Annotated in this window: 10 protein-coding genes and 1 riboswitch; of the genes, 9 read left to right on the forward strand and 1 reads right to left on the reverse strand. The window is 42.8% G+C overall.

Going from position 1 to position 14,303, the window contains the following annotated elements; genetic code table 11:
• Window positions 1-13 precede the first annotated feature (13 nt).
• The 6 genes from MHB64_RS08270 (at window position 14) to MHB64_RS08295 (ending at window position 8,866) form a co-directional block, all read left to right on the forward strand.
• Complete coding sequence (locus MHB64_RS08270; RefSeq protein ID WP_341134135.1) at window positions 14-808, forward strand: hypothetical protein; 795 nt, start codon at window positions 14-16, stop codon at window positions 806-808.
• Window positions 808-2,739, forward strand: a complete 1,932-nt coding sequence (locus MHB64_RS08275; RefSeq protein ID WP_341134136.1) for an Mbeg1-like protein — start codon at window positions 808-810, stop codon at window positions 2,737-2,739. The genes MHB64_RS08270 and MHB64_RS08275 overlap by 1 nt, the downstream gene beginning before the upstream one ends.
• Before the next feature lie 155 nt (window positions 2,740-2,894).
• A complete protein-coding gene (locus MHB64_RS08280) occupies window positions 2,895-3,746 on the forward strand; it encodes a copper amine oxidase N-terminal domain-containing protein (protein ID WP_094870529.1) in 852 nt (283 codons plus the stop codon).
• Window positions 3,747-3,786: 40 nt separating this feature from the next.
• Window positions 3,787-6,495: a hypothetical protein gene (locus MHB64_RS08285; RefSeq protein ID WP_341134137.1), complete on the forward strand. Its 2,709-nt coding sequence runs from the start codon at window positions 3,787-3,789 to the stop codon at window positions 6,493-6,495.
• 263 nt (window positions 6,496-6,758) lie between these two features.
• Window positions 6,759-7,640 (forward strand): ROK family protein, encoded by an 882-nt coding sequence (locus MHB64_RS08290; protein WP_341134138.1) that lies wholly within the window; start codon window positions 6,759-6,761, stop codon window positions 7,638-7,640.
• Window positions 7,641-7,849: 209 nt separating this feature from the next.
• Window positions 7,850-8,866, forward strand: a complete 1,017-nt coding sequence (locus tag MHB64_RS08295) for an HRDC domain-containing protein (protein ID WP_094870526.1) — start codon at window positions 7,850-7,852, stop codon at window positions 8,864-8,866.
• Window positions 8,867-8,948: 82 nt separating this feature from the next.
• Here the strand turns inward: MHB64_RS08295 and corA are convergent, their stop codons facing one another.
• Window positions 8,949-9,884: a magnesium/cobalt transporter CorA gene (gene corA, locus MHB64_RS08300; protein WP_042125638.1), complete on the reverse strand. Its 936-nt coding sequence runs from the start codon at window positions 9,882-9,884 to the stop codon at window positions 8,949-8,951.
• A 399-nt stretch (window positions 9,885-10,283) separates the two neighbouring features.
• Window positions 10,284-10,414, forward strand: a riboswitch (SAM riboswitch).
• A 114-nt stretch (window positions 10,415-10,528) separates the two neighbouring features.
• Here corA and metA point away from each other — a divergent pair.
• From metA to mqnC, 3 genes are all read left to right on the forward strand, one after another.
• Window positions 10,529-11,449 (forward strand): homoserine O-acetyltransferase MetA, encoded by a 921-nt coding sequence (gene metA, locus MHB64_RS08305; protein WP_042186211.1) that lies wholly within the window; start codon window positions 10,529-10,531, stop codon window positions 11,447-11,449.
• A gap of 36 nt (window positions 11,450-11,485) precedes the next feature.
• On the forward strand, window positions 11,486-12,658 hold the full coding sequence (locus MHB64_RS08310; RefSeq protein ID WP_094870525.1) for an aminotransferase class I/II-fold pyridoxal phosphate-dependent enzyme: 1,173 nt from the start codon (window positions 11,486-11,488) through the stop codon (window positions 12,656-12,658).
• 267 nt (window positions 12,659-12,925) lie between these two features.
• Entirely contained in the window at window positions 12,926-14,062 is a 1,137-nt protein-coding gene (mqnC, locus tag MHB64_RS08315; RefSeq protein WP_094870524.1) for a cyclic dehypoxanthinyl futalosine synthase, read from the forward strand.
• Window positions 14,063-14,303 lie beyond the last annotated feature (241 nt).

Raw genomic sequence — 14,303 nt, forward strand, 5'->3', positions numbered from 1 at the left:
GGTGTGGACTCTGATGTTGATATTATCAATGTTCAGCTTTATGGGCTGTGCCTCTAAAGATGAGAAAGCGGAAACGAAAATCTTAAGTTCTTTGCAGGAAAAGTATGGTGAGGAATTTGTTCTTGATGGTATAGGCGGCAGCTGGGGAACGATGAACAACAATACTTTGAAGGCGATTGTTCGACCGAAGCATGACGCGACCCTAAAAGTTCCTGTTGAAATCACTAAGGATCTGAAAAAGGTATATGACAAATATCTAAATCAGGCAGTAGCCAAAAATGCAGAACAGCCGATTCAAGAACTAGCAAAAAGAATTTGGCCAGACAGTAAGCTGATCATAGCTAACGATACAGGGTTAACCTACCCTGAACATTCAGATACTGGAATGTCATACAAGGAGTTTTTGGATCATTATCCGATGAACACACAACTAGTTAAAGTTTATTTGAATGCAGATGATTATATGGACGCTAAGGGAAACATGAATTCGCAAGCTGAATCCGAACATTATCTCAGCTTTGCTAATCAGCTTGCGGATTATCAATACATTAATTCTCTAATTTCGATTATTTATCTCACACCAGAGGCTTACGAGAAATTTGAGGAAGCTAAAAAATCAAAAGATACCGTAGACAATTTTTATAGTGACGAAGAGAAAAAGTCAGGCGTTCTAAGTGTGGTGACCAGAGTTGGATACACCCTTGGAATGGATGGTGAAGTTGAAGAGTCCCCCGAGAAAATTCTGGGATTTATTGAGACCTGGAAAGAAAAAAGAGTGAAGAGCTTGGAGCAGAGAGGAGGACTATAATGGCCGATACTCTTACAGAAGTAGAACTGAAGCAAATTTCGCAGCTCGTTTATTTAGATATATTGGATTCGCAGGGAGTAGATACCAAGCTTTCTGATCAATACAAAAATAATGGCGATAAAATTGCACTCAGCGATGTAATCAAATACTATTCTTCACCCGAGGGTATGCAGAAATTAAAAGAACGTTATCCCAGTGATCTTAACGGAGAAAAAGAATACGAGCAATGGAGTCATCTGCTGCAGCAGATGAATACACCCAAATATCAGAATTGGGAAATCTCCAATGTGGTCTCCAATAATAAGCAAGAGGAATCAGGCTTTGTTGCTTTCACTGTCGATACCCAAACAGGGGAAAAAGTTGCAGCTTTTCGGGGTAGTGAACCCATAGATAACCCACTTTACCGCAATGACTGGAAAAATAACGGCACTACGGCGTATTCCACCGAAGCTATTCAGCAAGCGGAAGCCAGAGAATACATGGAAAGCTTTAAGACCGACGGCAGTTATGATTTATATTTGACCGGGCACTCGCTCGGCGGCAACCTGGCCTTATATTCTTCCTTTATTTTGCCGGAGGATCTGCGTAAATATCTCGTTTCGGCTTCAACCTTCAATGCTCCGGGATTTAATGGAGATGTGCTAGATAAGTTCAAATCGAATATCGATGAAATGAATGAAAACGGAAAAATCAAAGAATTCAGAAATAAAAATGACATTGTTCCGGCCTTGTTTAGAAATCCTTCATCGGGTATTTATATTGATACTAAATCAGAAGGGGAGGCCGGTCTGGCTCATCACTCTCTATTCTCACTGAAGATCGATGAGAACAATGAAACCTTTCAACGTTCTGAATCTCAGACCCGGGCCTTGGTCCCTAACCTCGTGCATAATATTACGGTTGGTTTGGAGGTCGTCCCTGATGTTCTGAAGGTGAGTATGGTTGAAGGGGTATTCAAAGTATTAGATGGAGAAGTGGATCTTCGGCCCTTAGCGTTAGCGGGAATAGCAGTAGTAGGGTTATTAATGGTAACTGTAGGGCCTGTTGCCGTTGTTACGGCAGCCGTTACTGCAGCATTAGCCGTGTTAGTTAGCACTATAAAAGCACTAGTTGCGCTTTATGTGATCGGTTTTGTCATTGACAGTGTGATTCCTTGGATTGAGCAAAAGGTAGAGGACATCAAGGAGAGAGTGGTTTCCTTCTATAATCAAAGTGTTGAATTTATAACGAACATGGTTACAGAAGCTGTTCGAGTGACTAATTTGATCGGTGATAAAATTGTGGAATTTGCACAAAAAGTGAGACATGCAGTATCCGACTTTATGACCAAACTAAAAGATGGTTTCAATCAGTTTGTGGATAACACCATTCAATATGTAAAAGCTCAAAAGGAATATTGGATTAGTGTAAAAGACAAAGCCATGAAGAAAATGGGCGATATATTCCAAAGTGTAAAATCTAAAATCATGAAAACCAAGGATGAATTTATCACTGGCGTCCGCACGATTAAAGATTCAGCGATCAGCAAAATCAAATCAACCATAACAAAAACCATTATGAAGATTGCAGTTGCATCTGCTAGTGTTATTCAAGGCGCCAGGATCTTGGCGAATATGGATAAACTGGAGAGTCTGCAGAAAAGTCTGGTGCGTAAGGAAGAAAACATTGCTGAAGCTGTCGAGAGGATATTGTCCCTAGCTTCTGGAGTAAGTTCCAACGTGGGCGGAGCATACAGTGAATCTTATGTTCAAGCCCAATTAAGAGAAGTTCAGCGTTTAAGCAATGAAGTCCGAATACAGAAAAGTCGTGTAACAACAGCGATAAACAGCAAAACCGCAGGCCTAAGATACACCGTAACAAAATATCGGGAAATCGAATCCAAGATTGTTGCAGCAGCCCGTGCAAGTACTAACACTATGTACCTGAACTAAGAGATGACGTAGTGAGAGGGTGAAGCGATGAGAGCATTGCCGCTTAAATGGTTTGAGGCAAAGGACTGTAACAATGTTGTTAACTCTCAGGCTATGGGTGAGATTTGAATTGGATTCCTAAAGTTAAAGGTAACTAAATGGAGAGGAGCAGTTAAATGAAAAAATTAATGAGTTCGCTGGTAGTCTTGCTAATGGTAACCCTGTTTTCTTCGAGTTTTATTAGTCTCGCAGCAAGTCTTCCATTGAGGGTAGTAGTAAATGGAGAAAAAGTTATTTTTCCAGATGCACAGCCTTTTATCGATGCTCAGCAAAGAGTCCAGCTTCCGGTTCGCTTTATAAGTGAAGCACTTGGAGCTAAGGTCTTATGGGACAGTAAGGCTAAAAAAGCCACAATCTCGCTTGAAGGCAAAACAATGGGTGTCTATATCGGGAAAAAAAGTTATGAGCTAAATGGAAAAACGAAACAAATGGATACGGCTGCACTATTTAAACAATCAAGAACGTTTGTCCCGCTGAGATTTGTATATGAAGGACTCGGCGTGAACGTGAAATGGGATGATGCCGTGAAGACGGTTTACATCACTACTCCGGGGAATGAGCCTCCTCCAAGCAGCAGCAAGCCTTCAACAGAGCCTAAAGAGGCGACTGTCCATGGATTTAAGATTCCGTATACAGAAATGGGACCGAATAGTGATCCAGCTTATGTATCAGCATCGAAAATGGTAGTTTATGAGACAGTGGACCCAGAACCCGACCAAATCATTATGCAATTTAGCATTAGTTTTACAAAGGTAGGCACAGATCCAGTTCAAGCTATGAATGAAGCAGAAGCCATTCTTCGCCAAAAAATTGAGGGCAATGTCGTTGATTCCATCATGAATTATGTCCGAACCAAAAAGCAAAGAAGTGATGCATTGCCGCTTAAGTGGTTTGAGGCAAAGGAGTTTAAGATTTTTGTTAATTCTCAGGCTATGGGCGAGATTGGAATTGGATTGCAAAAAAAGTAAAGTAAACGATAATCAGATCATTTATGGAATAGGTGACTAAATGAAAAAATCATTATGGTTTAGCTTTATCATTATAATCATTCAAACGCTTGTTACTTCTGTTGTCTCAGCAGAGGCGGGTGATAATATTCCAACAACAACAGCAGAAGTTATTAAACATATCAATGAGGATATGGAAAATTTATATGGTGAGGCTAATTATTATCCTATCCAATCGGGATTCGGTGCGTTAAGAACAGACTTGTTGCAAAAAAACATGGATTCAAAAACATTTAATTTTGATATGGTTTATGGACAAAGCCATGGACCGGTGTTGACCTATAAAAACAATATGTATGCCTATTCTGGATATACAGTTACTGGGGATTCCGTATCTACAGAAGGAGCCCCTTGGTATGCCGGGTGGAGTGGTACCCAAATTCAGAATTTCAACATGATTAAGGAACCATGGTTAAAAGCTGCTTTACTAGGAATTCAAAGAAATGATTTTGATAGATATACCAATACGAACAACGAATATCTACTGAAATCCAAAGGCACTTTTGAACAATCTATTATTACGGGATTAAATGAGAATTATGCAGGGAAATTGTATGAGAAATTTATGTACAACAATCAAAACAGCAATTTCAAAGACAAACCTGTGTATACAAGGGATGCAACCCCGTCTAAAGGTGGACAATGGATAGATTATGTTCACGTCCTACAGCCCCCTACATATCTTTCGTGGGGATCAGGCAGGATTTACATTCAAGGATCGGATGGAAATATTACTTACTTAGGTATTCCTATCGCTCCGTTTATTTTGCAGGCAAACGACCTATCCCCTCATTTCGAAACCATGCCGACCGGCGCAGTAGCGGGACAAGAGGTAACCGTCGGGATCAGACTGAGATCTAGCTTCGCTATCGAGAAAACGACAGATTACGCATGGAAGATCACGAGTAACGGAAAGGAAATCCCTGTAAGATACCACGGTCATGCGTCAACATTAGCAGGTGAAATTACGCTTGCGGCTAATACGGCGGACAAGATTCTTTACGCGACATTTACAATGCCTGAGGAAGATATATACATCCAGTTTAATCTGAATAGGCAGAAGTCACCTAAGGAAGTCATGTACGGAAATAATGAGCTTTACGGATGGATTAAGAAGGTCAACGCGATGCCAACAACCAAAGGCTCCTTTGATCTGGATTACAATGTGTTATCGAGAAAAGTGAAATTCGGGTTAGCAGATGGCGCAGCAATTAAGGCCGTTTTACAGCCGCCATATGCTGATTTCACTTGGAGTGGAAATGCTACCGGTGCTTTGGAAGTAACTAATAATTCGGATGCTATCTATCGCTATTTCCAAGTGAAGAACAATCCGGTGGTTGACGAGGCTGCCAGTACAATCATTAGACAACCCGACATTATAGCTAGTTTGCAGCGCCCTGATTTTGGCGATGATCCGGTTAACGGCAAATGGTATAGTAATCCGGCTCCGTACTCTCCTAATCAAAGGTCGGGCAATATCAGTTTCCAAGGTACCGTGAGCAGAAATTATACGCGTGATTATCAGGTTTGCAGCACCAGTAAGAACGCAGAAGGCCAAGATGTTGAATCTTGTCAAACGTATACGGAGAGTGGAACCACCTCGGCTCCATTTACACCTGGGCAAGATGTCAAAACCATTCGTACTTATATTTATAACGGTCTCGAACAAATCGCACCGAAGCTATACAAGAATTCAATAGACACGAATAAGGCAGATTCTTTAATCAGAGAGCTCCTCTGGACAAGTGAGCCTTCCCCTTATAATGTAATCCGCTGGATGGCTCATGAAGATGAGAATAAGGTCCTGAAGGAATGGACGAAGGTAAGGGGGAAATTCGAGCGGATCTTTACACAGCAGGCCAGTGCAGACATTGGCTGGAAGGTTGAGAATAGCATGGCTAAAGCTTATAAGAAAGCCAGAGATACCGCTAAAAAAATGCTGAATAACAAATCTGATTACGATAATGCCGTGTTTGCAACCGATAAACAGCTGCAAGGATATGATTATCCGATTAAATCGGGATATTATTTTAACCCTGTTGGAACCTATTCCTTTACACTGGAGACGGTTACGTTTAAGGACACAGATAAAGACACGAAGGACCATAAGGAGCTTGTTGAGGACCTTACGAATTCTTTCCGCTATGAAACGGATCTTATGTATATCAATAATGATAAGGTTGCGGTTAATCTCCGGAATGAACCCCTGAGCAAAAGCGGCAATAACTTTGCAAGAAAGCCAGCAGCTTTATCTGTCGAGGATAACACGGGCGTTAATAACGCGAAATTACTTACGGTTGAGAATAGCTTTACTAAAGAGGTGGAAGAAATTCCATATTCCCAGAATAGAGAAGAGGATGAAGGCACCCATGAATTCTGGAAGAATATACTAGAGGGTTATTCACAATCTAGTACACTGGGAAGCTTCAGCAATTTCAAATACCGTGAATATGTGGGCTTGAATCAGCATATGTACAAGATCACAGAGAAGTCTACGGTGACCATTACGATCAACAAAGACAAACTTCCTGTCTATACTACAGCTGAAATGCCAGACGGCAAGTATTATGTCAAGGCTTGGCTGGCGGATGTGGAGCTGTCTAAGAGTAGCAATGCTTACAAATCTTTAGGCAAGCTGGTCGGCATTAAGCCGCTGGATCAGATTGAGGTTACGGTAAAAGGCTCCATGTTCGACGACTTGAATAACTAAATGACAGCACCCTCCATGCAAAGATGCATGGAGGGTGTTTTGTTAAAAGATAAGAACGTATAAGTTTTACACTATACATGATCCTTATATTTCTCGCTTAAACGCCTACCGTCATTGTTAGGACGCCAAAGGCGTTTATACTTGTTGTGATAGCGCTTCATTCGACGTATAATTAGGGCTGGTGATTGCTTTTTTTAATGGTATTATTCATTTGTGTATGGGTAGCGTATCAATTTCTAACTAGAGAAAGGGAGATAATTGCTGTGAAGCTATTGGGAGCGATTGAAGCAGGCGGAACAAAGTTTGTATGTGGGATTGGTTATGAGGACGGTACCATTGTTGACCGAGTTAGCTTTCCGACAACAACACCGGAAGAAACGATGGGACTAGTAATAGACTATTTTAAAGAGAAAAATGTAGAAGCATTCGGAATCGGATCTTTTGGACCGATTGATCCCGTACTGGACAGCCCTACTTATGGTTACATAACAACGACACCAAAACCCCACTGGGGACAATATAATCTGGTAGGCACAATGGCTGAACAATTTAACGTTCCGATCGGCTTTGACACGGATGTGAATGGTGCAGCGCTTGCGGAGAGTAAATGGGGAGAGGCTAAAGGTCTGGACAGCTGTCTTTACATAACGGTTGGGACAGGGATTGGAGCAGGAGCGGTTGTTGGCGGCCAGATGGTTCATGGATTGTCACATCCTGAGATGGGACATATTCTAGTTCGTAGACATCCAGAGGATACGTTTGAGGGTTACTGCCCTTATCATGGCGATTGTCTTGAAGGATTAGCCGCAGGTCCGGGGATCGGCAAACGCTGGGGACAACCGGCTGGAGAGCTACCAGTGGACCATCCGGCATGGGAGATGGAAGCTCACTATCTTGCCCATGCACTCATGAACTATGTGCTGATTCTGTCTCCTCAAAAAATCGTAATGGGCGGTGGTGTTATGAAGCAAAGCCACCTATTCCCGTTAATTCGCACTAAGCTGCAAGAGTTATTGAGCGGATATGTTCAACATCCATCGCTTAATGTCGACATCGATAATTATGTTGTCTCACCAGGTCTTGGAGACAATGCAGGGCTTGCTGGAGCGATTGGATTGGCTACATTAGCTCTAGCTAGAAGCTAGTATAAAAAGACATTGACTGTTCGGTAATATATGGTATTGTAGGATCTAACAGTATAGCATTAATGAGGGAGCACCTCTTTCGCGTTTATCGTGAGAGAGGTGCTTTTTTGCGTTCGGGGTCTGATTGCGAAAGGATTTGTTCGCTCCGAGGGAAGCTCTTCCCGGAAGGTTATTGTGCTTGCTGTAAGTTGAGAAAGGTAGGGATGAATATGCAAATTGTATTTATGAACCGTTTATCCAGAATATCTGAAGTGGATCAAGAGGTGTACGCCCAGCTGTGGATTGGAGAGGAAGAGGGGATCTGGAGTCTGGGCTGGCGTGATTTTTCAGGAGGGGAGAATTACATTGAGAATTTATGGTATGAAGGTGGATCTTGGAATGAAATGCTCTGTGTGTACAGGCATGAGCTAGCGGTGAAGATGGGAGATGGCTATCGACCCTTAATCGATGGGATATTCCACGAGGAGGATAGTCTTAGCGGACGTAATCAGGAGCAGCTGAAGCTTCAATATTACAGTGAACATTATGGGAATGAAGCCATTTATGAAGAGTTATGTGCTTGGCGCCGTGGTAAGGCTTCGAGTGAACGGAAGGCACCCTATATTCTCGCCAGCAATCGTCTATTGCGCTTGTTAAGTACATTTCTACCGCATACGCCAGAGGAACTGATGCAAATTCCGGGTGTAGGAGAAGGCAAGGTAGCACAGTTTGGGGCCGATTGGCTGGCTATAACTACTGCGGTGGCAAGGGAACATTCCTTCCCTCTAAATTGGGTATATGAAGTAATTGAAGAGGAGTCTTTCGTATCTTGGCTTTATAAACAGAAAGAGGTCAAATATAAGAAGCAGCTAGAACGATTGCGCTTGCGGAGGATTATGCTACAGGGGATCGAGAATGGATTGGGCTTGGAACAGCTTAAGGTGAACAGTGGAGTGAACCGGCGTGAACTGATTGAAGCGGTAGAGGAGCTAGAAAGAGAGGGTTATTCCGTCGAGAAGCTGATCCATGTAGAGCTTGGCAATATGCCGCAGCATGAGCAGGATGCGATATGGAATGCCTATGAGGAGCTTGGAGACCTTTTCCTAAAACCGGTGTTACATAAGGTGTATGGTGACGATTTTTCCGCTGCTGAAGGATTGGATATTTATTATGAGCGTCTGCGATTGATCCGCATCCGTTTCCGCCGGGAGCAAACGCATAAAGTGGGCATGGCGACCAGTTTTTAAATTCGCGCAAACCAAAAAGACGAAGGCTTCCTTATACCTTTCGGTTACAGGGCCTTCGTCTTGCTTATTCGTCCGGTTCGTTTCATAGCCATTCCTTCTTACGGAAAACATACAGCATCCCACAGCCTAACGTCAACATAACACCTATAACGCCATAATAGCCATATTTTGTATGAAGCTCAGGCATATGATCAAAGTTCATACCGTAGATTCCGGTAATTACGGTCAGGGGCATGAATATTGTTGTGATCGCAGTAAACACTCTCATAATTTCATTCGCACGGTTGGCAATACTGGATTGGTATGCCTCTCGTAAGTTGCCCATGAGATCGCGATATGTCTCAAAGGTTTCAGATATTTTAACCGCATTTTCATAAATGTCGCTAAAATATTTCTGCAGCTGATCATCAATCAGACGGAGGTCTTTTTTATTTAGGGTATTGATTACTTCTTTTTGTGGCCCCAGCATTTTCTTCAACCATAGAATTTCACTTCGCAGACCGATAATTTCACTGAGATGTGACTTCTTGGTATGCATGAGAATATCTTCTTCCAGCTTCTCAATCCGAGCTTCAATTCGGTCGCCGACGGAGAAATAGTTATCCACGACAAGGTCAATTAGTAAGTAAAGGAACATATCCGGTTCACTTACTTCTTGCTCCCAGAGCATAGGCTTCAGGATTCGTAGTTCATTGATCTTTTGCTTCGTGACAGTGATGATGTAATGTCTTCCAAGGAATACATTGAGCGCCCGTAGGAAAATTTCTTCATCGTCAAAGCGGATGCTATTTACAACTATAAAGTAGTGACTTTCGTATATTTCGATCTTCGGACGCTGATCCTCTTCGCTAAGGCAATCCTCAACAGCAAGATCATGTAGGTTGAATAAGGGCTGAAGCAGCTCCAAATCCTCAACATCGGCGTCAATCCAATAGAACCCTTCCGTTGGGGGTGTTAGTGTTTCATCAATTTCATCAATAGGTGTAAAAACCCCTGCATTCACCAGCCGGATTTTCATCTGATTTCACTCCTCCTATCCCCAGGTCTTCACTAGGGACTGCTAAATTAAGCACAGAGAAAAAAATCAGCTTGGCCGGGCGTTACAATCAATACATAGGGCCAAATGACGTTTCGAGGGCATGAAGAAGAACTGCTCCCGCCGCCGGCAAGCTGATGATTATCCTGTGTGGTTGCTCATTCTGTACACATATTTGCGAGCTCGGGTCGCCTTCCATTCTTCTTCTCACCTCTTCTTTTCGTTCAGGTATGAAATACTTGTCTAGTATAACAACGGAGTATGCCTCTTTCAAGCAAATTTATTGTGATTTTGAGGCTTCTTCAGCATTGTATGGACTTGACGAAAAGGAGGTTCATGATTTAAAGTGAATTTTAAAGTAATTTAATTGAATACAGCTAAATCTTATCAAGAGCAGGTGGAGGGACTAGCCCTATGAAACCCGGCAACCGGCGTGTAAACGCACGGTGCTAATTCTTGCGGAATTTCTGCAGACGTCTAATCGTCTTCAGGAATATTCTGGCAGATGAGAGAGGCGCATATGACTGTAGATATGACCTTTCTCGATTTCCGAGGAAGGTCTTTTTATTGTTCAGCAAGCCGCAGTGCGGCAAAACAACTAAATTCAGCTAAGGAGTGGAAAGACAATGCCAATTAAAATTCCCGACAGTTTACCGGCGAAAGAAGTACTATCCGGAGAAAATATTTTTGTGATGGACGAAAGTCAGGCTTTCCATCAGGATATCCGTCCACTACGGATTGCTATTCTGAACCTCATGCCGACTAAAGAGACGACAGAGACTCAATTGCTGCGTTTAATTGGAAATTCGCCACTACAAGTTGATGTTACTTTATTGCATCCGCGTTCCCATATTTCCAAGAATACTTCTGCGGAACATTTGAAGAGCTTTTACAAAACCTTTGACGAGATCAGCCACCGCCGTTTAGATGGTTTAATCGTTACAGGTGCTCCTGTAGAACAAATGGAGTTCGAGGAAGTATCGTATTGGGAAGAGCTGAAAGAGATTTTTGAATGGAGCAAGGACAATGTGACTTCAACTATGCATATTTGTTGGGCGGCACAGGCAGGCTTATATCATCATTTTGGTGTTCGTAAAGTGGCATTGCCTGAGAAATGTTTTGGCGTCTTCCCTCATACGATTAATCAAAATAACATTAAACTGTTGCGCGGCTTTGACGAGGTGTTCCATGTACCACACTCTCGTCATACCGATGTCTCCCGTGAAGATATTGAGAATAATCCAGATCTGCAGATTCTGGCGGAATCCGAAGAAGCTGGTATGTATCTAGTGGCTACAAACGACGGAAAACAAATATTTGTGACCGGACATTCCGAATATGATCCTCTATCCTTGAAATGGGAATATGACCGTGATGTGTCTAGAGGGATGGAGATGGCTTTGCCGAAACATTACTTCCCTAAAGATGATCCAGAACGTACACCTCCAGCAGTATGGCGTGCGCATGCCAATTTATTATTCTCTAACTGGCTCAATTACTATGTATATCAAGAAACGCCTTATGATATCGACCCGATTGTTTATTAATAATAACGCTACAATATAAATTAGGAGGCATTAATCATGGATGACAAACTTAGGATTGAAAGTAGACTGGCTCAAATAGGTTCTCAAGAAGATCCAGCCACTGGAGCAATTAATTTTCCAATTTATAATGCAACGGCATTTCGTCATCCAAAACTCGGTCAGAGCACAGGGTTTGATTATAGCCGCACCAAGAGTCCGACCCGTTCAGTACTTGAGAATGCAGCTGCGGAACTGGAATCTGGAGATGCAGGATTTGCTTGTAGCTCAGGGATGGCAGCGATACAAACGGTGCTTACCTTGTTCGCTCAAGGCGACCATTTGATCGTTTCGCTGGATCTTTACGGCGGTACCTATCGTTTGTTGGAACGGATTATGTCCAAGTTTGGAATCACTGCTTCTTATGTAGACACGAATGATTTGGATGCACTGGAAGCTTCACGTCGTCCAAATACGAAAGCTGTATTTATTGAAACGCCAACGAATCCACTTATGATGATCACGGATATTGAAGCTGTATGCACTTGGGCACGTCACCATGGGTTACTTAGCATTGTAGATAATACCCTGCTGACTCCATTCTTCCAACGGCCTATAGAATTAGGTGCGGATATTGTAGTTCATAGCGCTACTAAGTATTTGGGTGGTCATAATGATGTACTGGCAGGCCTAATTGTATCCAAGGGTGTAGAATTATCAGCTGAAATAGCTATTCTACATAACTCTATTGGAGCTGTACTTGGACCAACAGACAGTTATCAGTTGATGAGAGGCTTGAAGACATTGGCGCTGCGTATGGAGCGTCACGAGAGCAATGCACTAGCGATTGCTCGATACTTATTAGAGCATCCAGCGGTTGCGGAAGTGTTCCATCCAGGATTGCCGGATCATCCAGGACATGAAATCCAGAATCGCCAATCTTCAGGCAATACCGGTATTTTTTCTTTCAAATTAAAAGATGCCAGATACGTGGAGCCGCTTCTTCGTCATATTCGTCTGATTGCATTCGCAGAGAGCCTTGGCGGCGTAGAGTCACTTATGACTTATCCGGCTGTACAAACGCATGCTGATATTCCAGTGGAGATTCGAAATGCTGTGGGGGTAGATGACCGATTGCTGCGTTTCTCCGTCGGTATTGAACATGCAGAGGATTTGATTGCTGATCTTGGCCACGCCCTGGAAGCTGCTAAGACAGAAATTGACCCCGAGTAACAGCAAGAGATGTTCACTCAAGCGTTAGTGGAGAAATAGAGGATAACTAGCAGTATCGCTTAGTGCGATGCTGCTTTTCTTCTGGATGGGAATTTGCGAAGAATGTAAAAGCATTTTTCAAGCTGTTCAGATTGTGATACGATGAGGAAATGAACTGTTCAATTGTATGAGAAAGGGTTGTCATCTTGAAAAAGAGACAACGTTTTTTCTTCCTGTAATTTTGTGATTCTATCATACCCCTAAGGGTTTAGAAGGAGGATGCGAACGATGAGTGCGATAGATCTTATTTTGGACAAAGCCCTACGGGGTGAACGTCTCCAATTGGAAGATACCATCCGACTGTTCGAGAGCAACGAAATTGAGAAAATGGGTGCAGCTGCAAACACCATAATGGAACGCTGGCATCCAGACCCGATGGCCACGTTTGTAATTGGTCGTAATATTAACTATACGAATGTATGTGATGTCTACTGTCGTTTCTGCGCATTTTATCGCAGACCGGGCTCTGATGAGGGATATGTACTGCCGGATGAGACAATTTACCAAAAAATTGCTGAGACTATCGCTGTAAATGGTACAGAAATACTGATGCAAGGCGGTACGAACCCAAATCTTCCTTTCAGCTATTATACCGATATACTTCGCGGAATTAAGCAACGTTTTCCTGAGATTACAATGCATTCCTTCTCTCCTGCTGAGATTATGAAGATGAAAGAAGTATCTGGATTATCGCTCGAAGAAGTTGTGCGTGAAATCCATGCTGCTGGCCTGGATTCATTACCAGGTGGGGGAGCGGAAATTCTCGATGATCGTACACGCCGCAAGATCAGCCGACTTAAAGGCTCATGGCGCGAGTGGATGGACGTAATGCAGACAGCGCATAAGATCGGTATGAATACGACAGCTACGATGGTCATTGGACTTGGTGAGAGTATGGAAGAACGGGCACTGCACTTACTTCGTGTGCGTGAGGCTCAGGACGAGTGTATTGCCAATAAATACGATTCAGAGGGTTTCTTGGCCTTTATCTCTTGGACATTCCAACCGGACAATACCAACCTGAAGCTGGATAGACAAACGCCTGAGGAATACCTGAAGACGGTAGCCATTAGTCGCCTTGTTCTAGACAACATTAAGAACTTCCAATCCTCTTGGGTAACAATGGGACCAGAGGTCGGCAAGCTTTCCCTTCAATATGGCTGCAACGATTTCGGCAGTACAATGATTGAAGAAAACGTAGTATCTTCTGCGGGTGCGACCTACAAGGTCAACATCGAGTCGATTACTCAATTGATCCGCGAAGCAGGCAAAATCCCGGCACAGCGGAATACACGCTACGATATTCTGCGCGTGTTCGATGACCCGAATGCGAAAATTGCTAATGATTTCATCATGCAGAACTAATATATAAATCAATTTAACGCTTGTTGCTCGTTAATCCGTTTAGTGGATGATTGAGCAGCAAGCGTTTTTTTTTGTAAGGTTAAGATTTAGATCGTTAGCCAGCCTCATTGCAGAAGATGGCTGAATCTTCCCTAGTTATGTCTTCTGCGCAATCGAAGCTTGGTGTTGGGTACGCCTTGAAAATGAAGGTTAGGGATCTGTGAACATAAATTCATTATATTATTACATTTCTGTATACACA

This window comes from Paenibacillus sp. FSL K6-2859 (genome assembly GCF_038008265.1).
Taxonomy (GTDB): domain Bacteria; phylum Bacillota; class Bacilli; order Paenibacillales; family Paenibacillaceae; genus Paenibacillus_AQ; species Paenibacillus_AQ nitricinens.